The organism is Streptomyces achromogenes (assembly GCF_030816715.1).
In the GTDB taxonomy this organism is placed as follows: Bacteria; Actinomycetota; Actinomycetes; order Streptomycetales; family Streptomycetaceae; genus Streptomyces; species Streptomyces achromogenes_A.
The window spans coordinates 630685-649214 of sequence record NZ_JAUSYH010000001.1; the positions used below are offsets into that span (position 1 = coordinate 630685).

General features: G+C 73.0%; 17 protein-coding genes and 1 pseudogene. 9 read left to right on the plus strand and 9 right to left on the minus strand.

Features of this window, described 5'->3' with window-relative positions:
• Window positions 1-372 precede the first annotated feature (372 nt).
• On the plus strand, window positions 373-1878 hold the full coding sequence (locus tag QF032_RS02830) for a metallophosphoesterase family protein (protein WP_307054743.1): 1506 nt from the start codon (window positions 373-375) through the stop codon (window positions 1876-1878).
• 70 nt (window positions 1879-1948) lie between these two features.
• Window positions 1949-2983: an LLM class flavin-dependent oxidoreductase gene (locus QF032_RS02835; RefSeq protein ID WP_307054744.1), complete on the plus strand. Its 1035-nt coding sequence runs from the start codon at window positions 1949-1951 to the stop codon at window positions 2981-2983.
• Between the two features lie 6 nt (window positions 2984-2989).
• On the opposite strand, the pseudogene QF032_RS02840 reads toward QF032_RS02835, so the two are convergent.
• A pseudogene (locus QF032_RS02840) lies at window positions 2990-4190 on the minus strand (TauD/TfdA dioxygenase family protein).
• Between QF032_RS02840 and QF032_RS02845 the strand changes: the two are divergent.
• Complete coding sequence (locus QF032_RS02845) at window positions 4180-5010, plus strand: aldo/keto reductase (RefSeq protein ID WP_307054746.1); 831 nt, start codon at window positions 4180-4182, stop codon at window positions 5008-5010. The pseudogene QF032_RS02840 and the gene QF032_RS02845 sit on opposite strands and share 11 nt — an antisense overlap.
• Before the next feature lie 16 nt (window positions 5011-5026).
• Here QF032_RS02845 and QF032_RS02850 read toward each other — a convergent pair whose 3' ends face one another.
• The 4 genes from QF032_RS02850 to QF032_RS02865 all read right to left on the minus strand — a co-directional run bounded on the left by QF032_RS02850 (window position 5027) and on the right by QF032_RS02865 (window position 9159).
• The gene (locus QF032_RS02850) at window positions 5027-7372 is read right to left on the minus strand and encodes a SpoIIE family protein phosphatase (RefSeq protein ID WP_307054748.1); all 2346 of its coding nucleotides are present in this window, start codon (window positions 7370-7372) and stop codon (window positions 5027-5029) included.
• Window positions 7373-7581: 209 nt separating this feature from the next.
• Window positions 7582-8049: a peroxiredoxin gene (locus QF032_RS02855; protein ID WP_306955162.1), complete on the minus strand. Its 468-nt coding sequence runs from the start codon at window positions 8047-8049 to the stop codon at window positions 7582-7584.
• Window positions 8046-8426: a DoxX family protein gene (locus QF032_RS02860; RefSeq protein ID WP_307054751.1), complete on the minus strand. Its 381-nt coding sequence runs from the start codon at window positions 8424-8426 to the stop codon at window positions 8046-8048. Before QF032_RS02860 ends, QF032_RS02855 begins: the two co-directional genes overlap by 4 nt.
• 214 nt (window positions 8427-8640) lie before the next feature.
• Complete coding sequence (locus QF032_RS02865; protein WP_307039680.1) at window positions 8641-9159, minus strand: MarR family winged helix-turn-helix transcriptional regulator; 519 nt, start codon at window positions 9157-9159, stop codon at window positions 8641-8643.
• Between the two features lie 199 nt (window positions 9160-9358).
• Between QF032_RS02865 and QF032_RS02870 the strand changes: the two genes are divergently transcribed.
• The 4 genes from QF032_RS02870 (at window position 9359) to hemC (ending at window position 12899) form a co-directional block, all read left to right on the plus strand.
• Window positions 9359-10339, plus strand: a complete 981-nt coding sequence (locus QF032_RS02870) for an ATP-dependent DNA ligase (protein ID WP_307054753.1) — start codon at window positions 9359-9361, stop codon at window positions 10337-10339.
• A 144-nt stretch (window positions 10340-10483) separates the two neighbouring features.
• Window positions 10484-11260, plus strand: coding sequence for an NPP1 family protein (locus tag QF032_RS02875; RefSeq protein WP_307039684.1), 777 nt, complete (start codon window positions 10484-10486; stop codon window positions 11258-11260).
• A gap of 166 nt (window positions 11261-11426) precedes the next feature.
• A complete protein-coding gene (locus QF032_RS02880) occupies window positions 11427-11891 on the plus strand; it encodes a GNAT family N-acetyltransferase (protein ID WP_307039686.1) in 465 nt (154 codons plus the stop codon).
• 72 nt (window positions 11892-11963) lie between these two features.
• Window positions 11964-12899, plus strand: a complete 936-nt coding sequence (hemC, locus tag QF032_RS02885) for a hydroxymethylbilane synthase (RefSeq protein WP_306955152.1) — start codon at window positions 11964-11966, stop codon at window positions 12897-12899.
• A 63-nt stretch (window positions 12900-12962) separates the two neighbouring features.
• On the opposite strand, the gene QF032_RS02890 is transcribed toward hemC, so the two are convergent.
• Together QF032_RS02890 and QF032_RS02895 are read right to left on the minus strand one after the other, a co-directional pair.
• Window positions 12963-13484 (minus strand): hypothetical protein, encoded by a 522-nt coding sequence (locus QF032_RS02890; protein ID WP_057581170.1) that lies wholly within the window; start codon window positions 13482-13484, stop codon window positions 12963-12965.
• Between the two features lie 356 nt (window positions 13485-13840).
• The gene (locus QF032_RS02895; protein WP_307054755.1) at window positions 13841-14044 is read right to left on the minus strand and encodes a hypothetical protein; all 204 of its coding nucleotides are present in this window, start codon (window positions 14042-14044) and stop codon (window positions 13841-13843) included.
• Window positions 14045-14285: 241 nt separating this feature from the next.
• On the opposite strand from QF032_RS02895, the gene QF032_RS02900 reads away from it, so the two are divergent.
• Window positions 14286-15080 (plus strand): SigB/SigF/SigG family RNA polymerase sigma factor, encoded by a 795-nt coding sequence (locus tag QF032_RS02900; RefSeq protein ID WP_307039690.1) that lies wholly within the window; start codon window positions 14286-14288, stop codon window positions 15078-15080.
• Window positions 15081-15124: 44 nt separating this feature from the next.
• Here the strand turns inward: QF032_RS02900 and QF032_RS02905 are convergent, their stop codons facing one another.
• Window positions 15125-15460 (minus strand): ANTAR domain-containing protein, encoded by a 336-nt coding sequence (locus tag QF032_RS02905; protein WP_306955146.1) that lies wholly within the window; start codon window positions 15458-15460, stop codon window positions 15125-15127.
• Window positions 15461-15578: 118 nt separating this feature from the next.
• Here QF032_RS02905 and QF032_RS02910 point away from each other — a divergent pair, with 118 nt between their 5' ends.
• Entirely contained in the window at window positions 15579-16382 is an 804-nt protein-coding gene (locus QF032_RS02910) for a VOC family protein (RefSeq protein ID WP_306955145.1), read from the plus strand.
• Window positions 16383-16403: 21 nt separating this feature from the next.
• On the opposite strand, the gene glgX is transcribed toward QF032_RS02910, so the two are convergent.
• Window positions 16404-18518 (minus strand): glycogen debranching protein GlgX, encoded by a 2115-nt coding sequence (gene glgX / locus QF032_RS02915; protein WP_307054757.1) that lies wholly within the window; start codon window positions 18516-18518, stop codon window positions 16404-16406.
• Between the last annotated feature and the right edge of the window lie 12 nt (window positions 18519-18530).

Sequence of the window (18530 nt, forward strand, 5' to 3'; positions counted from 1 at the left end):
CGGACAGACGGGTGTGCTGTCCGGGACGAACCGAGCTGAGCTGTGCGGGACCGTGCACCGATGAAGGCGAAGTGCCGCTGGTGTGCGGCGGTTGGCCAGGAGAATGACAGTCTTGTCGGTGGCATGTCATCCACAACGGGACGCTTCGAGGGTTAACCCTCGATACCCGAGCCCCGCAGGGCGTCGCGGCCCCGAAAACTGTGAACGACCTGTGCGTTCGCCGGGAAGACGCGTCCACACTCGGGGCCACGGCGGCGCGGCGGCCGTGCGGGCGGCGTGTTCGTCGCGGGCTGCCGTGGCGCCCGCCGAGGACGACGTCGTCGCCGGTGGCCCGACTGCCGCCCCGCGGTGGGTGATTGCTACGGTGCACCCGTGTCTGACTCCTCACGCGATACCGCCGAAGGCGCCGGCTGGGGCGGCGCCGACCGAGGCGCGTACCGGCAGCTCATGCCGGGCCGGGTCGAGAAGATCTCGTGGCTGAACCCCCGGCTCCTGTGGGCCGCCCGCAACGGGGTCCTCGCCTCCTGGTTCGGCGATCCCACGGGCCGCACCCGAAGCCGTCTGGTGTCGCAGCGCACGGCGGCCGGCGCACCCGCCGACAAGGTGATCCGGCGCGCGGACCCGGACCGTTTCTCCTTCATGGTCATCGGCGACACGGGTGAGGGCGACGATCCCCAGTACGCCGTGGTGCCGGGCTTTCTGAGGGTCAGTCAGGGAACCGCCTTCGCCGTCCTGGCCAGTGACGTCATCTACCCGGTCGGCAGCGCCGACGACTACGGCCCCAAGTTCTTCCGCCCGTACCGCGACTACCCGGCCCCCATTTACGCGATACCGGGCAACCACGACTGGTACGAGGACCTCGGCGCGTTCATGCGGGTCTTCTGCGGCGACGCCCCGGCCCTGCCCGCCGAGCCCGCCGCACGTCCGCTGACCCGCGCGTGGCTGCGCTCCCTGCTGTGGCACCGGCCGCGCCCGCACGACGGCCGGCGGCTCGACGAGGCCCGGGCCCTGCGGTCCGGGGCGGACCGGCAGGCCGTGCAGCCCGGGCCGTACTGGGCGATCGACGCGGGTCCCGTGCGGATCATAGGCATCGACACCGGGCTCCTCGGCGTCCTCGACGCCGAACAGGGCGCGTGGCTGCGCGAGGTGTCCCGGGGTCCGCGGCCGAAGATCCTCGTCACGGGTTCGCCCCTGTACGTCGACGGCGAGCACCACCCGTGCCCCGTCGAAGGGGGCGGCACCGTCGACGACATCGTGAGCGCGCCCGAGCACCACTACGTCGCCGCGATAGGCGGCGACATCCACAACTACCAGCGCTACCCGGTGCGTCTGGCGGACGGCCGGACCCTGCAGTACGTCGTCGCCGGCGGCGGGGGCGCCTTCATGCACGCCACGCATACCATCCCGCGGGTGTCCGTCGCCGGCGTCACCGAACAGGACTTCCGCTGCTATCCGCTGCGCGGCGACTCCCTGGCCTTCTACAGCAGGCTCTACGGACGGCGGCTGCGGCTGCGGCGCTTCTTCGCCCTCACCGAGGAGGAGGCGCAGGCCGTCGTCGCCGAACGCCTGGGCATCCCGCCGACGCGCACGCCGGGTCCGCAGGTCCGGGTGACGCCCCGCATGCGGCTGCTGGCCGGCCTGCTGGGGACGGGGAGCCGCCCGGAACGCCGCAAGCGGTTCCGGCTGCCGGTGCGCAAGATCTACACGCAGTTGTTCTCGCCGGGCTCGGTGACGTACAGCCCGCCGTTCTTCAAGTGCTTCCTGCGGCTGGACGTCACACCGGAGTCGGTGCGGCTGCGCTGCTTCGCGGCCACCGGCAATCTCGCCCAGGAACTCAACCCGCCGGTCGAGGACGAGGTCACCATCGCGCTGGGCTGAGGCCGCCTGCCACAATCGGCGTACCACCGCTGAACGGCCGCGCACGCCGTCGGACCATGGAGGAGACCCCGTGTCGTCCACCTCTCGCCCCTTGCGCAAGCTGGGCTTCCTCACCATCGGGCTGTTCGACGGGGACGACCCGGGCCGCGGCCACGAGACCACGCTCGAGATCATCGAGCTCGGCGAACGGCTCGGCTTCGACAGCGCGTGGGTGCGTCACCGGCACCTGCAGTACGGCATCTCCTCCCCCGTCGCCGTCCTGGCCGCCGCCTCGCAGCGCACCCGGCGCATCGAGCTCGGCACCGCGGTCATCCCGTTGGGCTGGGAGAACCCGCTGCGCCTCGCGGAAGACCTGGCCACCGTCGACGTCCTCTCCGGGGGCCGGCTCAACCCGGGCGTGAGCGTCGGCCCGCCGATGCACTACGAACAGGTCAGGGAGGCCCTGTACCCGGACACCTCGGACACCGAGGACTTCGGCTACGAACGGGTGCGACGGCTGCTGGACTTCGTGCGCGGCGAGTCCGCCACCGACTTCAGCGGGGTCGAGGGCTTCGAGGTGTTCTCCGATGTGGTGCAGCCGCACTCCCCGGGCCTGGGCCGCCGGCTGTGGTACGGCGGCGGCAGCCTCGCTTCGGCGCGGTGGGCCGGGGAACACGGCATGAACTTCCTCACCAGCAGCGTGGTGAAGGCCGAAGGACCCGAGGACACACGGGACTTCGCCGAGATCCAGCTCTCCCAGGTGCGGGCCTTCCGGGCGGCCCACCCCGACGGTGCGGCGGCCCGTGTCTCGCAGGGACTCGTGGTCATCCCCACCGACTCCGCCTCCCCTCGACAGCGGGAGAAGTACGAGGAGTTCGCGGCGAAGCGGCTCCCCCGTACCACGTCGCCGCAGGGGCCGGCCCGGCTGCTGTTCGCGCCGGACCTGGTCGGCTCCTCGCAGGAGATCGCCGAACGCCTGCACGCGCACGCGGCGTTCCGCGAGATCGACGAGGTCGCCTTCGCCCTGCCGTTCACCTTCGGGCACGAGGACTACGTGCAGATCCTGACCGACATGGCGACGAAGCTCGGTCCGGCGCTCGGGTGGCGGCCCGGCGCCGGCGTCTGAACAGCCTCACCAGCGGCCCGGCTCGGTTCCCGTCACCGCCTCCGACGGCCGGCCGTCCACCCCGACGGGGACCTCGCCGGTGAGCATCACCCGGTGCATGGTGCGCGGGAAGCCCAGATGCGCGGTGTCGCTCGGCGCGAGGTGGATGGTGGCGCGGTTGTCCCAGAAGGCCACGCTGCCCGGTTCCCACCGGAAACGGACCGTGTACTCGGGACGGGTCGCCTCCTCCAGCAGCATGTCCAGGATCGCCCTGCTCTCGGCGCGGGAGAGGTCGGTGATCTGCTCGAGGTAGTAGCCGTTGACGTACAGCACGCGCTCGCCCGTCTCGGGGTGGACCGCGGACCAGGGGGTGCACGGAGGCGACCTGGTGGTCGAGGAGATGGCGGACGTAGGCGTCGTCGCCGGAGCGGGGCTGGTAGCCGACGCCGAGCCGGTGCTCGGCGCGCAGCCCGGCCACGAACTCCCTTACCGGCGCGGAGAGTCCGGCATAGGCCGCCGCCAGGTTCGACCAGGTGGTGTCGCCGCCGTAGGGCGGCACGGTCTCCGCGCGCAGGATCGTCGCGGCCGGGGGGTCGATACGGGCGCCGTGGTCGCAGTGCCAGCCGCGCAGCAGGGTGTGCCGTCGACGGCGGAGCCACTCCTCGTGCTCCATGCCGAACCTGCCGCCCAGTTCGAGCCGGTCGGCGGTGGTCTCGATCTCCGGGAAGTCCGGCGGGGAGGCGCTGCCGCGCCGGCCCGGCACGACGGGTTCGCCGAACCGCCGGGCGAACGCGACATGCGCCGTGTGGTCGAGGCGCTGGCCGCGGAAGAACACCACCTTCCAGCGCAGCACCGCCGCCCGGATCACGGCGACCTGGGCGTCGTCGAGGTCTGCGGCCAGGTCGACGCCGTCGATCTCGGCGCCGATGTGCCCGGCGGCCGGTCGCACCCGCACGCCGGCCGCACGCGCGGCACCGTCCCCCGTCCGGCCGTCGAAATCCGTCGTCATGCCCGCTCCGCTCGTCGTCGGATACTCGCTCCGGGGAAGATCGTGACAGTGAAACGACGCTGTGGCGACAGCGCCCCGGACCGGGGCGGGCGGCGGGAGGGGACGCCTGGGCGAGGTAGCGGCGGACCGGCTCCGGTTGATCGACCCGGCCCCTGTCCAGGAGGCTGGTGGAGCACGCACGCACCACGTAGCGAGGGAAGGCTCCATCGTGACCGACATCCCGGAGTACACGCTCAACGACGGCACGACACTCCCCGCCCTGGGTCTGGGCACCTGGCCGATGGACGACGCGGAGGCGACGCAGGCCGTGGCCGAGGCCCTGGAACTGGGCTACCGCCTCGTCGACACGGCGACGAACTACCGCAACGAGACCGGCGTCGGCCGCGGGGTGGCCCGGGCCGGGGTGCCGCGCGAGGAGATCGTGGTGACGACCAAGCTGCCCGGCCGCCACCACGGTTACGAGGAGACCCTGGCCTCCTTCGAGGAGTCCCGCGGGCGGCTCGGGCTCGACTACGTGGACCTGTACCTGATCCACTGGCCGCTCCCCCGGGTCGACCGGTTCGTCGACTCCTGGCGGGCCATGATCAAGCTCCGCGACGACGGCCTGGTCCGGTCGATCGGCGTCTCCAACTTCACCGCCGCGCACCTGGCGCGGCTGGAGAAGGAGACCGGGGTACTGCCGTCCGTCAACCAGATCGAGCTGCACCCGCTCTTCCCTCAGGACGAGCTGCGCGCCTTCCACGAGGCGAAGGGCGTCCGCACCGAGAGCTGGAGCCCGCTGGGCCGCGGCTCCGCGCTGCTGGCGGACCCGGCCGTCGTCTCGGTCGCCGGGACGCTGGGCGTGACACCCGGCCAGGTCGTCCTGCGCTGGCATTTCCAGCTCGGCGCGATTCCCCTCCCGAAGTCCTCCAGCCCCGAGCGCCGGCGCGCCAATCTCGACGTCCTCGGCTTCGAGCTCAGCCCCGCGCAGATGGCGGCCGTGACGGGTCGGTCCCACCGGCGGCTCGGCGGCGACCCCGAGGTGCACGAGGAGTTCTGAGCACCGGCCGGCCGCGTCACCCGGGCTCGAGCGACTGCTCCGCCCAGATGGTCTTGCCCCGGTCGGTCTGCCGGCTGCCCCAGCGCTGGGTGAGCTGCGCGACGAGCAGCAGGCCGCGTCCGCCCTCGTCGAAGGCGTGGGCGCGGCGCAGGTGGGGCGAGGTGGAGCTGCCGTCGGAGACCTCGCAGATGAGGCTGCGGTCGCGGATCAGGCGGAGCCGGATGGGCGGCGTGCCGTAGCGGATGGCGTTGGTGACGAGCTCGCTGACCACGAGTTCGGTGACGAAGGCGGCCTCTTCCAGACCCCAGGCGGCCAGCTGTTCGGTGGCCGCCTGCCGGGTCTCTGCCACATGGGCGGGGTCGGGGACGACGTCCCAGGTCGCGACCCGGTCCGCACCGAGGGCGCGGGTGCGGGCGAGCAGGAGGGCCACGTCGTCGCCCGGCTCCTCCGGCAGGACCGCCTTGAGCACGCTGTCGCAGAGCGCGTCGAGCGAGGCGGTGGGCGCGGTCAGGGCGCTGCACAGTTCACCGGTGGCTCGGTCGACGTCACGGCCGCGGTCCTCGATCAGGCCGTCCGTGTAGAGGGCGACGACCGAGCCCTCGGGCAGTTCCAGCTCGACGGCCTCGAAAGGCAGGCCGCCCACGCCGAGCGGAGGACCGGGCGTCATACGCACCAGCTGCGCGCTGCCGTCGGGCAGCACGACGGCGGGCGCGGGGTGGCCCGCGGCGGCGACGGCGAGGCGGCGGCTGACGGGGTCGTACACGGCGTAGAGGCAGGTGGCGCCGAGTTCGGCGACGTCGTCGCCGCCGTCTTCGTCGTAGGCCGCCAGGTGGGTGACGAGGTCGTCGAGGTGCGTGAGCAGTTCGTCGGGCGGCAGGTCCACGTCGGCCAGGGTGCGCACGGCCATGCAGAGCCGTCCCATGGTCGCCGAGGACGGGATGCCGTGTCCGACGACGTCCCCCACGACCAGGGCGACCCGGCTGCCGGACAGCGGGATGACGTCGAACCAGTCGCCGCCGATGCCCGCCGTGGACCCGCTGGGCAGATAGCGGTGGGCCACCTCGACGGCGGCCTGGCCGGGCAGGCCGCGGGGCAGCAGGCTGTGCTGGAGGGCGAGGGCGGTGGTGCGCTCGCGGGCGAAGCGGCGGGCGTTGTCGATGCAGACCGCGGCCCGGCTGGCGAGTTCCTCGGCGAAGACGGCGTCGTCGTCCTCGTAGTCGTCGGGGTGCGCGATACGGACGCCGACCAGGACGCCCAGGGTCGTGCCGCGGGCCAGCAGGGGCACCGAGATCACCGAGTGGACGCCGCTGCGGAAGCGTCGGCCCTCGGGAGCGCGCGCGTTGCGTTCGACGAGCCAGTGCATGAAGTCGGGCTCGCCCGCCTGGATGCGCACGGCACGTCCCTCCCGCAGGGCGCGGGCGGGCGGGCTGAAGGGCGGATGGACGTCGGTCTCGCCGAGCCGGACGGCGGCCTCGGGGGTGCCCTCGTGGGCGGAGCCGTGGGCGACCCGGCGCAGCACGACCTCGCCGGTCGGAACGGGTGGCGGCTCGTCGGCGCCCAGCACCCAGTCCAGGAGGTCGACGCTGACGAAGTCGGCGAACCGGGGGACGAGGAGCTCGACCACTTCCTCGGTGGTGCGGACCACGTCCAGGGTGGTCCCGATGGAGGCCGCGGCCTCGTTCAGCAGGGTCAGCCGCTGGCGGGCCAGGTACTGCTCGGTGCTGTCGAACGCGGCCAGAGCGACCGCCGTGACCGCGCCGGACGTGTCCTTCACGGGCCACATCTCGGTGGTCCAGGCGTGCTCGCGGTTGAGGGAGGGGGCCCCGGTGAAGCTCTCGTAGCGGATCGGGCGGCCGGTCTCGGCGACGTGGCGCAGGTGCCAGTTGAAGCCCCGGCTGTGCACGGCCTCCTCGACGGTGTCCGGGAAGTGGCGGCCGAGCAGGACGTCCTCGGAGACGCCCATGACCTTGCAGGCGACCTCGTTCAGCCTCAGATAGTGCTGCTGGGGGTCGAAGACGGACATCGACATGGAGGCCTGCTGGAAGGCCCGCCCGGCCAGCGTCGGCTCGGGGGCGGCGGGCCGCTGGGCGCTGAGGGTGTACCCGGTGCGCAGGCCGTCGGGGCCGAGCACCGGGCAGGCCGTGACGGTGAGGGTGACGGGGTGGCCGTCGCGGTGGCGCACGACGACCGGGCCGGTCCACTCACCGTCCGCGCGCCGCGGCAGCTCCTCGGCGAGCAGGTCGACCGCCGTCCGGCCCACGGCCTCCTCGGCCGGATGGCCCGTCAGCAGACGGGCACCCTCGCTCCAGGCCGTCACGATGCCGTCGGCATCGATGACCGCCGCAGCGACGACTTGCTCCATATCGTCCAGAATGGTCCCTTTGGCCCGGCGCATCAACCGCGACGGGCCGGTGGGACGGGACGGCCCCGGCGGCCTTCCGCCCCGGGCCCCGGCGCTCGCCCGCGCCGTCCGCACCGCCTGTGCCGTCCGTACCGCTTGCGCCCCCGCGCCGCCCACAGCGTGAAGGCGGCCCGGCGCGCCCCGCCGCCCCGTCGGCTCCGCGGGCCCTGTCAGGCCCGGCGGGCGCGCAGCGCGTCGAGGGCGCGGTCGGCGTGGGTGTTCATGCGAAGTTCGCTGCGCACGACCTCCAGGACGGTGCGGTCCTGCCCGATGACGTAGGTGACCCTCTTGTTCGGCGCCAGCGAGAAGCCGCGCTTCACACCGAACCGCTCCCGCACCGCCCCGTCCTCGTCGGACAGCAGCGGCATGCCCAGGGTGTGCCGGTCGGCGAACTCCTGCTGGCGGTCGACGGAGTCCCCGCTGACGCCGACGGGCTGCGCCCCGACGGCGGCGAACTCCGCGGCGAGGTCGCGGAAGTGGCAGGCCTCGGCGGTGCACCCCGGGGTCAGGGCGGCGGGGTAGAAGAAGAGGACCACCGGCCCGTCGGCGAGCAGCCCGGTCAGGCTGCGCAGGGTGCCGGTCTCGTCCTTCAGGGCGAAGTCCTCGACGAGGTCGCCCGTCTCCGGAGCCTTGCTCATGCCTGTCCCTCCGTGCCGTTCGCGACGCTGCGGGCCCACATCACGAGCGGGGCCTGCAGCGGCAGCCGCCCGACGGCGGTGGCCTTGAGCGCGGTGGGACGGTGCCGCCAGTCCCACGCCATCTTGACGTTCGCCGGGAAGACGCCGACGAAGAACGCGGCCGTGGCGAGCGCCGCCGCCTTGCGGGTCCGCGGCAGGGCCACTCCCGCCGCCAGCGCCAGCTCGGCCACGCCGCTGGCGTACGTCCAGGCCCTGGGCGAGCCGGGCAGCGCGCGCGGGACGGTCGCGTCGAAGGAGCGCGGCGCGGCGAAGTGCGCGACACCGGCGGTGGCGAGCAGGCCCGCCAGCAGCAGGGGTGAGCGTTCGGACCTGGACACGGTTCCTCCTCGGACGACCTGGCGGCCGACATTACTGGACGGTAGACCGCGGTCCGGCATCGGGGTCACCCCAGCGCGGCACCCCAACCGACCCTGGCGAGAACGAGGTTGCCGGCCTGGCCAGGTGCGCGCCCGAGGGGAGCCCGGCACATCGGCCGTCGGCGCGCCTCCCGGCCGGTTCCGTCCGCCGCCGGGCCGGTCGCGCGCCCGGGCGTCAGGCGCGCAGGGCCTGTCCGGACTGTTCGCTCTCCTCGTCGGCGGCACAGGAGAGGAAGTCGTCGGCCATCCGGTGGAAGAGGGCGGCGAGGCGGCCCAGGTCCTCCCGGTCCCAGTCGCCCAGCGCCAGCTGCAGCCCCCGGGCGCCGGCGTCGCGGACCCGGCCGACGGCGGCGCGGCCGGCCTCGGTGAGCTGGATGCGCTGGGCGCGGCGGTCGTCGGGATCGGGCACCCGGGTGACGTATCCGGCCTTCTGTAGCTGCTGCACGGTCCGGGTCACGTGGGAGGCCTCGACGCCCAGGCCCTGGGCCAGCTCCCCCGGCCGCTGCGGCTCGGAGTCGGCGACCTGCCGCAGCACAGCCACGGCCGCGCGGTCCAGGGGGATGCCCGCGATCGCCATGAGCCGGTCGTGCGCGCGGGCCCGGGTGCTCAGATAGGTGACGCGAGTGAGCGCACGCTCGATCTCGATCACCTCCGGGGACGCGACGGAAGGCGGCGGGAGCGGTTCGGTGGGCATGGGATCCACTTTACCATCTTGTTGCGTAACTCAAGTAAATGTCTGCGGACGAGAGCCGGAGACGGGCTCCGCGCGGGCCGGCGATCCCCTAGATCCCCCTGGATCCCCAGCGACCGGCCCGGCGCCGGCGCAGCGCCGTTCAGGCGAAACCGGCGCGGCTTTCGCGTGCGGCGGTCCGAGCGCGTCCACACCTCAACCCGTGACCCTCCCTCGCATCGCCCCCATGCTCGCCACCCCGGGCAAGCTGCCGCCCGCCGCCCAGGACGCCCGGTGGGCCTACGAGACCAAGCAGGACGGTCAGCGGGCCGTGGCCTACCTCGCCGGCGACGGGAGCGTCGTCCTGCGGGCCCGTTCGGGTGAGGACATCACCGGGGCGTATCCGGAGCTGTGGCCGCTGGGCGAGGCGCTCGGCCGCACGCCGGCCGTGCTGGACGGGGAGGTGCTCGCCCTGGACACGGAGGGCCGCGCCGACTTCCAGTTGCTGCAGTCCCGCATGGGGCTGGTGCAGGCGGCGGGAAAGGCCGCGCGGCTCGCCGCGACGGCGCCCGTGCACCTGGTCCTGTTCGACGTGCTGCATCTCGGCGGAGGGTCGCTGCTGTCCCTGCCCTACGCGCGGCGCCGAGCCCGGCTCGAGGCGCTCGCGCTGGACGGGCCCCGCTGGTCGACGCCGGGCGCACTGGTCGGCCACGGGCGCGAGGCCCTGGAGGCGACCCGGGCGCACGGTCTCGAGGGGCTGGTCTGCAAACGGCTGGACTCCCCGTACGAGCCGGGTGTGCGCTCCCGGGCCTGGATCAAGATCCGGAACATGCGCGTCGCGGACGTCCTGGTGGGCGGCTGGCTCCCCGGCAAGGGCCGGCTGACCGGACTGCCCGGCGCCGTCCTCGTCGGGCAGCGCGCCGCGACGGGGCTGCGCTACGTGGGCGGCGTGGGCACCGGCTGGAGCGAGGCCGAGCGCACCGAACTCGCCGCGCTGCTGCGGGCCGCCGCGACCGACGCCTGTCCCTTCGACGCCCTGCCGCAGGCGCCGGGCGCGCACTGGGCCGTGCCCCGTCTGGTCGGCGAGGTCCGCTACAGCACCCGTACCCGGGCCGGGCTGCTGCGTCAGCCGTCCTGGCTGCGGCTGCGCCCGGACCTGGCGCCGGAGGAGTCGGCGGCCGACCTTCCGGACACTTCCGCCTGAGCCGGCACCAGCCGCCCGGCCGCGGGCCGCCCTCCGCCACGAACCCCCTGCGGACCCCTTGGCGCGGAACACGAAACCGAGGAAGCTGAACTCCCTTTTCCCCCACAGCCGTTCGGCTGCGCCCGCATATCGAGGGAGAACTCCGTGTCGTCACGCAGATTCAAGGCCCACCGCAGGAGATGGCTCACCGGACTCGCCGGCGCCGCCGCACTCGTCCTCGCCGTCCCCGCCACCGCCTTCGCCGCCCCTCCCCCGGCGCTCCCGCAGAACGCCGAGGCCGACGAGCTGGCGTACCAGCCCGCCTTCGACTACGACACGGACGGGTGTTACTCCACCGCCGCGATCGGCCCGGACGGCACGATCAACGGCGGGCTGAAGCCGACGGGCGCGCTCAACGGCAACTGCCGCGACGCCTCCGACCTCGCCTCCACCAACACCTATTCGCGCTACAAGTGCAACAACGGCTGGTGCGCCTACCTCTACGGGCTGTACTTCGAGAAGGACCAGGCCCTCCCGGGCGTCAGCCTCGGCGGGCACCGGCACGACTGGGAGCACGTCGTGGTCTGGGTGCGGGACGGCCTGGTCCAGTACGTCTCGACGTCCAACCACGGCTCGTTCACCGTGCACACGGCGTCCTCGGTCCGCTTCGAGGGCACCCACGCGAAGGTCGTCTACCACAAGGACGGCATCGGCACGCACTGCTTCCGGACCGCGGGCTCGGGCGACGAACCGCCGGAGAACCACCGGGGCGTCTGGCAGTACCCGCCGCTGGTCGGCTGGAACGGATATCCGGCGGGCCTGCGCGACAAGCTGGTCTCCTACGACTTCGGCAGCGCCCACTTCGGCCTGCGGGACGACAGCTTCGCCGGCCACCTGTCGAAGGCCCTGCCCTCGGGGGTCGCCTTCGACCCCAACGCATAGCCGCGCCGGCAGGGTTCGGCCCCGGATATGGCGTCCGGGGCCGTCCGGGCGGGCATGATGACCGGATGGATCTTCATGAGGAACTCCCGACGGCGATATCCGCGCGGGCGCCGCAATTCCCCGCCCGGCATCCGATGAGGGCGGACACGGCCGAGGGGACGGTCAGGTGATCGCCGCCCGGGTGCGGCCCGCCGAACGGGCCGATCTGCCGCGGGTCGCCGAACTGACCGCCCAGCACGCCGAGTACGAGCGTGCCGACCCGCCCGTGCCCGACCTCGCCCAGCGGCTGGCGGGATACCTCTTCGACGCGGCGACGCCCCGCCTGTGCTGTCTGGTCGCCGAGCTGCCCGACGGCGAGATCGTCGGCTACGCCACCTGCGCCCCCGAACTCTCCACCTGGGAGGGCCGCGAGTACCTGCACATGGACTGCCTGTTCCTGACTCCCGGCCATCGGGGCCTGGGCATCGGCGCCCTGCTGATGGACGCGGTCGCGGCCGAGGCACGGAGCAGAGGGCTGGCCGAGGTGCAGTGGCAGACCCCCGTCTGGAACGAGGGAGCCATCCGCTTCTACGCCCGGCGCGGGGCCCTCGGCGCGGACAAGCGGCGCTTCAGCCTGCGGGTGAACCCCTGACGTCCGGCGCAAAGGTCGGCGGATACCGGGAGTTTAGCGAGGCATGAGCCGCGAGGGTCTATCGTGTCCCGCATGTCCGTTCCGGAACTGATCCGCATCGTCTCCCGCGACTCGCCCATGGCACTGGCCCAAGTGGAGCGGGTGCGCGCGGAGTTGACCACCGTGTACCCCGGTGTGCGCACCGAGGTCGTGCCCGTGAGGACGACCGGCGACAAGTGGATGGGAGACCTGTCCCAGGTCGAGGGGAAGGGCGCGTTCACCAAGGAGGTCGACGCCGCGCTGCTGGCGGGCGAGGCGGACCTCGCGGTGCACTGCGTCAAGGACGTCCCCGCCGACCGGCCGCTGCCCGCGGGCACCGTGTTCGCCGCGTTCCTGCGGCGCGACGACATCCGTGACGCCCTGATCCACCCCGGCGGCCTCACCCTGGACGAGCTGCCGGACGGGACACGCGTCGGCACCTCGTCGGTGCGCCGCGTCGCCCAGCTCGCCGCGACCCACCCGCACCTGGAGTGCGTGCCGTTCCGCGGCAACGCCAACCGGCGGCTGGAGAAGCTCGCCGCGGGCGAGGCGGACGCACTGCTGCTCGCGGTGTCCGGCCTGGAGCGCATCGGCCGGCACGACGTGATCAGCGAGGTGCTGTCGACGGAGACGATGATGCCGCCGATCGGCGCGGGCATCCTCGCCCTGCAGTGCCGCGAGGGCGACGTGGACCTCATCGACGCGGTCAGCGCACTGGGCGATCCGGCGACCCACCGGGAGGCCACGGCGGAACGCATGTTCCTGCACGTGCTCCAGGGCCACTGCAACAGCCCGATCGCGGGCTTCGCACGGGTGGACCGTAGTGGTGAACTGTCCCTGCGGGCCTGTGTGTTCACTCCGGACGGCAAGACCCGGCTGAACGCCCACGAGTGGGCGGGCCGGCTCGACCCGGCGACCCTCGGCACCTCGGTGGCGGTGGCGCTGCTGCGTCAGGGCGCCCGCGAGATCATCGACGGCATCCCCCACTGACCGCACTGACCGCACGGCGGCCGGGGAGCCCGGGGCGGCGACCGGCGCGGAGGGCGACCACCGTCAGGCGGTGCCCTCTTCGGCCTGGTCGCGCAGGAAGTTGCTGACCTGGCGGGCCAGGCTCTCACGGCCCGCTCCGGTCGCGGCACCGCCGGAGCCCTCCTGCAGTCCGATGCCGCCGCTCCACAGCCGGCGGTCGGCCCAGTCGTCGTCCACCCGCAGCTGGATCTGGACGTCGACCTGCTTCAGGGACGCCTCGGCTCCCGCCGCGTACAGCACGGCGGTGGCCCGGCGCAGCGGGTAGACGTCGAATCCCTCGATGAACTGCGAGTTGCGCCAGTCGATGAACGCGCTCTCGCCGTCCGGGCCGAGCCGCACGTCGATCTGGCCGTCCTCGAGGTGGATCGTGGAGTGGCCGTCGCCGCGGTTCTCGACCGTCACCCGCAGACAGAAGTACGTCAGGCCCTCGGCTGCGTCGTCGCGCCCCCGCGGCGGCTCGCTCTGCTCCAGGCGGTGGACGCGGACCCGCAGACCGGCATGCTCGTCGTACTCCTGCCAGTCCCCGACCACGTTCGGCTCGTACACGGTGCACCTCTCGACTTCTACCGGCTGCTTCCTATCCGTGCGCCGATCGCACTGTCAAATGAGCGGAATGCGCTGTGGCCAGGGGCTTCGCCCCCTTTGATCGCTGATCAAGCCGTGCGCAGGCACTATCCGCCGACGAGGTCCGAAAGGGCTTGCCGGCGGCGTGCCGCACATCACTTCCCGGACAAGATCAGCGAGCCGGCCGGCCCAGCAGCGAGGAGGCCGGGGCGGTGGCGGGCGCGGCGGCCGCCAGGAGCACCCCGAAGTGGCGGCGGGATGCGCGGGCGTACCCGGCAGGGCCCCGAGGGGGTGCGTGAGCCCGGTGCAGGCGACGGCGTCCGCCGCACTGTCGGTCGTCATGAGTCCCCGGCCTCCTCGCGCAGATCGACGGCGAGCGCACGCAGGACGGGCAGTGCCGCGCGCAGGACCGCCCGGTCGGCGGCGTCCAGACGGGCGACGCGCTGTCCCACGGGAGCGGCGGGCCGCTCCCACGCGGTCCGCAGCCGGACCACGGCCGCCTCGGTGGGCAGCAGCCGGGCGGCGGGTCGGTCGGCGCGCACGAGGTAGCCGTCCTTGACCAGCCGGTTGACGAGCAGGACAACGAATATCCGAGCAAATAGGACAAAACTGTTTCAAGAGGTTTCAACGCGGGCATGAGAACGTCAGTGCTTCGGACAGGAGGCACCGTCCGTGGGGCTCGCCGCAAGGGCCTGCCCCGGGTGTTCTCCGGTCCGCCCGAGTTCGCGATTCCCACGGTGTCCCCGCCCTTTCACCGGCATCCTCCTGAGGGAGGTGCGCGTGATGCGTACCACCGTCCGAACCAAGCAGCACCCCCATGACGACGCCCCGGACACGGGCGAGTCCTTCGCACGGCTCGCCGGACTGCCCGACGGGCCCGAGCGCCGGGCGCTCAGGGACGAACTGGTCACGCTGTGGCTTCCCATGGCAGAGCGGATCGCCGTCCGCTTCCGCGGCCGCGGTGAGGCCCTCGAGGACCTCTACCAGGTCGCGGCGCTGGGGCTGGTCAAGGCCGTCGACCACTACGACCCGGACCGCGGGCGCGCCTTCGAGGCGTACGCGGTGCCCACGATCACCGGCGAGATCAAACGGCACTTCCGCGACCACATGTGGACGCTGCACGTACCGCGCCGGGTCCAGGACCTGCGCAACCGGGTGCGGCACGCCGGCAAGGAACTCTCCCAGACCATCCCCGGACGGCCGCCGACGATCGCCGAGATCGCCGCGTACGCCCAGCTGACCGAGGACGAGGTGCGCACCGGCGCCGAGGCCCTGGAGTGCTTCTCCGCGCTGTCGCTGGAGGCCGAACTGCCCGGCACCGACGGCTACGCCCTCGAGGACGCGCTCGGGGACCCGGATCCCGGCTACGACACGGTCGTCGACCGGGTGGCCGCGGCGCCCTGCCTGCGGGCCCTGCCGGAACGCGAACGGACCATCCTGTACCTGCGGTTCTTCGTGGGCATGACGCAGAGTCGCATCGCGGAGCGGCTCGGCATCTCCCAGATGCACGTCTCCCGCCTGCTCAGCGGCTGCTTCGAGCGGCTCCGCGAGGAGATCAGCGCCGCGGAGGGCGACTGACCCGGTGCGACGGCGGGCCCGCCTGCTTCTGCCGGCGGCCCCGCCTAGTCCAGCGGGGGCGCGCCCGGGACCTGGGTGGGGCCGTACCGGTCCAGGACGTCCTCCAGCTCGGCCCGGATGTCCGGGGGCAGCTCCCCCCGGCGCCCCCACAGGAGGATCAGCTCGGCCACGCTGCGCAGCTTGACGTTGGTGTGCTGGGAGACCTCTCTCAGCACGGCCCACCCCTCGTCGGGCGTCATCCGCCCGAGCGCCACGACCACTCCGATGGCCTGGTCGACCACCGCGTGGGAGGTGACGGCCTCCTTCAGCTGTTCGACCTCCTCCTGAAGCGCGAAGATCCGGGTCGTTTCGTCACGGGATGTGCGCGGTACTCGTCCCATCACCCCATCGTGCCACCGGGCCGCTCGGCAGGCGGCCCGGACCGGGTCGGCCGGACACTGGTGGCAGACCCCGCCTGCCGGGAGACCCGGCGGCCGACAGACCAGGAACGCGAGCGCCATGAACCGTCCTCCCACATCCGCCCCCGGCGCCCGGGGAGCCCTCTCCACGCACTCCGTGTTCGGCGCTCCCTGCTGGGTGAGCCTGACCAGCCGGGACCTCGAGGCCACCCAGGACTTCTACGGCGCGGTGCTGGGCTGGAAGTGGCTCAGGGGCGCGCTGGGCGACCACTTCCGTACCGCCCTGGTCGGCGGCGTGCCGGTCGCGGGGATCGCGGCGGTCGCCTCGATGTGGCAGATGGCGGTCGCGTGGACGCCGTACTTCGCGGTGCCCAGCGCGGACGAGGCCGCCTCCCGGGCCCGCGAGCGGGGCGGGACGGTGGCCGTGGGGCCCATCTCGCTGCCGCCGGGCCGGGCGGCGCTGCTGGCCGACCGGGACGGTGCGACGTTCGGCATCTGGGAGGGCGAGCTGATCGGCAACTGGGAGGCGTGGCGGCAGGCGGCGCCCGCCTTCATCAGGCTGCACACGCGCGACGCCTTCGACTCCGCGATCTTCTACGGCGAGATCCTCGACTGGGCCACCGACCGCCCCGGCGCCTGTGAGGTCCACTACGAGTCCGGCGAGGTCTGGCTGCGCAACCGCGGCGACGTCGTCGCCCGGATCGAGTCCGGTGCGCTGGAGGCGGCGCCGGACCCGACGATCCGCCCACACTGGCAGGTGCACTTCGCCGTGGCGGACGTGTCGGCCTGTGCGCGCGCCGCGGAGAAGCACGGCGGCTCGGTGCTGCGCGAGAACGCCGAGGAAGCGGTGCTGCGGGACCCGGACGGGGCCCAGTTCACGGTGACCTCGCGCCGCGAACGCTGAGCCGCCGCCCGCCCGAGGCCCCTATGTGCGGCGCGGCGGCCGGGTGAGCACGAGGAGGCTGCGGGCCTCCACCGTGACCTCCGCGCCCGCCTTGTACTCGGTCTCGTCCGGACCGCCGTCCGGCTCCGCGGTGTCGGCGCAGACCGTCCAGCGCTCGCCGTAGGCGGCGTCGGGCAGCCGGAAGGCGACCGGCTCCCAGAAGCTGTTGAACAGCAGCAGGAACGAGTCGTCCACGACGGGCCCGCCGCGCGGGCCGGGTTCGGCGATGGCGTCGCCGTTGAGGAAGACGCCGACGCTGTGCGCGTCGGGGCGCAGCCAGTCGCGGTCCGTCATCTCGCCCGTGTCAGGCCGCAACCAGACCAGGTCGGGCAGCGGCTGCCCCGCGTGGGTGACCGTCTCGCCGCGGAAGAAGCGCCGCCGCCGCAGCACCGGGTGGCCGGCCCGCAGGGCGATCAGACGCCGGCAGAAGCCGGTGAGGGCCTGCTGCTCGTCGGACAACCGCCAGTCGATCCAGGACACTTCGTCGTCCTGGCAGTAGGCGTTGTTGTTGCCGCCCTGGGTGCGGCCGAGCTCGTCGCCGTGCGAGAGCATCGGAATGCCCTGCGAGAGCAGCAGTGTGGCGAGCAGGTTGCGCTGCTGCCGGGCCCGCAGGGCGAGCACTCCGGGGCGCTCCGTGGGTCCCTCGATCCCGCAGTTCCAGGAGCGGTTGTCGCTCTCGCCGTCGCGGTTGTCCTCGCCGTTGGCCTCGTTGTGCTTGTCGTTGTACGAGACCAGGTCGCGCAGCGTGAAACCGTCGTGCGCGGTGACGAAGTTGACGCTGGCGCGCGGGCGGCGCCGGCTGTGGGCGTACAGGTCGGAGGAGCCGGTCAGGCGGGAGGCGAACTCGCCCAGCGAGCCGGGCTCGGCGCGCCAGAAGTCGCGTACGGCGTCACGGTAGCGGCCGTTCCACTCCGACCACAGGGGCGGGAAGTTGCCCACCTGGTAGCCCCCCTCGCCGACGTCCCACGGTTCGGCGATGAGTTTGACGCGGCTGATCACCGGGTCCTGCTGGATGAGGTCGAAGAACGCCGAGAGCCGGTCCACCTCGTGGAACTGCCGGGCCAGGGTGGCCGCGAGGTCGAAGCGGAAGCCGTCGACGTGCATCTCCGTGACCCAGTAGCGCAGCGAGTCCATGATCAGTTGCAGTACGTGCGGGTGCCGCATGAGCAGGCTGTTGCCGGTACCGGTGGTGTCGTAGTAGTGCGCCCAGTCGCTGTCCACGAGCCGGTAGTAGGAGGCGTTGTCGATGCCGCGGAAGGAGAGCGTGGGGCCTTTCTCGTTGCCCTCGGCGGTGTGGTTGTAGACCACGTCGAGGATCACCTCGAGCCCGGCCGCGTGCAGCGCCTTGACCATGCCCTTGAACTCGTCGACCTGCCCGCCTCGGACACCGTGGGCGGCGTAGTCGTTGTGCGGGGCGAAGAAGCCGATGGTGTTGTAGCCCCAGTAGTTGGACAGGCCCCGGTCCCGCAGCACGCCGTCCTGCACGTACTGGTGCACGGGCATCAGCTCGATCGCCGTCACGCCCAGCGAGGTCAGGTGCCCGGTCACCGCGGGGTGGGCGAGCCCGGCGTAGGTGCCGCGCAGGTCGGGCGGGACGTCGGGGTGGGTCCGGGTCAGGCCGCGCACGTGGGCCTCGTAGATCACCGTGTCGGCATAGGGACGGCGGAGCGGTGCGTCGTCGCCCCAGTCGAACGCGGGATCGGTGACCACGCCCAGCAGCGTGTGACCGGAGCTGTCCGCCGGGTCGGGGCGGTCGCCGGCCCGTTCGAACAGCGAGGCGTCGTTGTCGATCTGGCCGTCGACGGCTCGCGCGTAGGGGTCCAGGAGCAGCTTCGCCGGGTTGCACCGGTGGCCGCAGGAGGGGTTCCACGGCCCGTGCACCCGGTAGCCGTACCGCTGCCCGGGGCCGACGCCGGGCAGGTAGGCGTGCCAGACGAAGCCGTCGACCTCGGTCAGCGGGACGTCGCGGGCGCTGCCGTCGTCGTCCACGAGGACGAGGTCGACGCGTTCGGCGACCTCGCTGAAGAGTGCGAAGTTGGTCCCCTGCCCGTCGAAGTCGGCGCCCAGCGGGTAGGGGTGCCCGCTCCACGCGGGCACCCCGGCACGGCG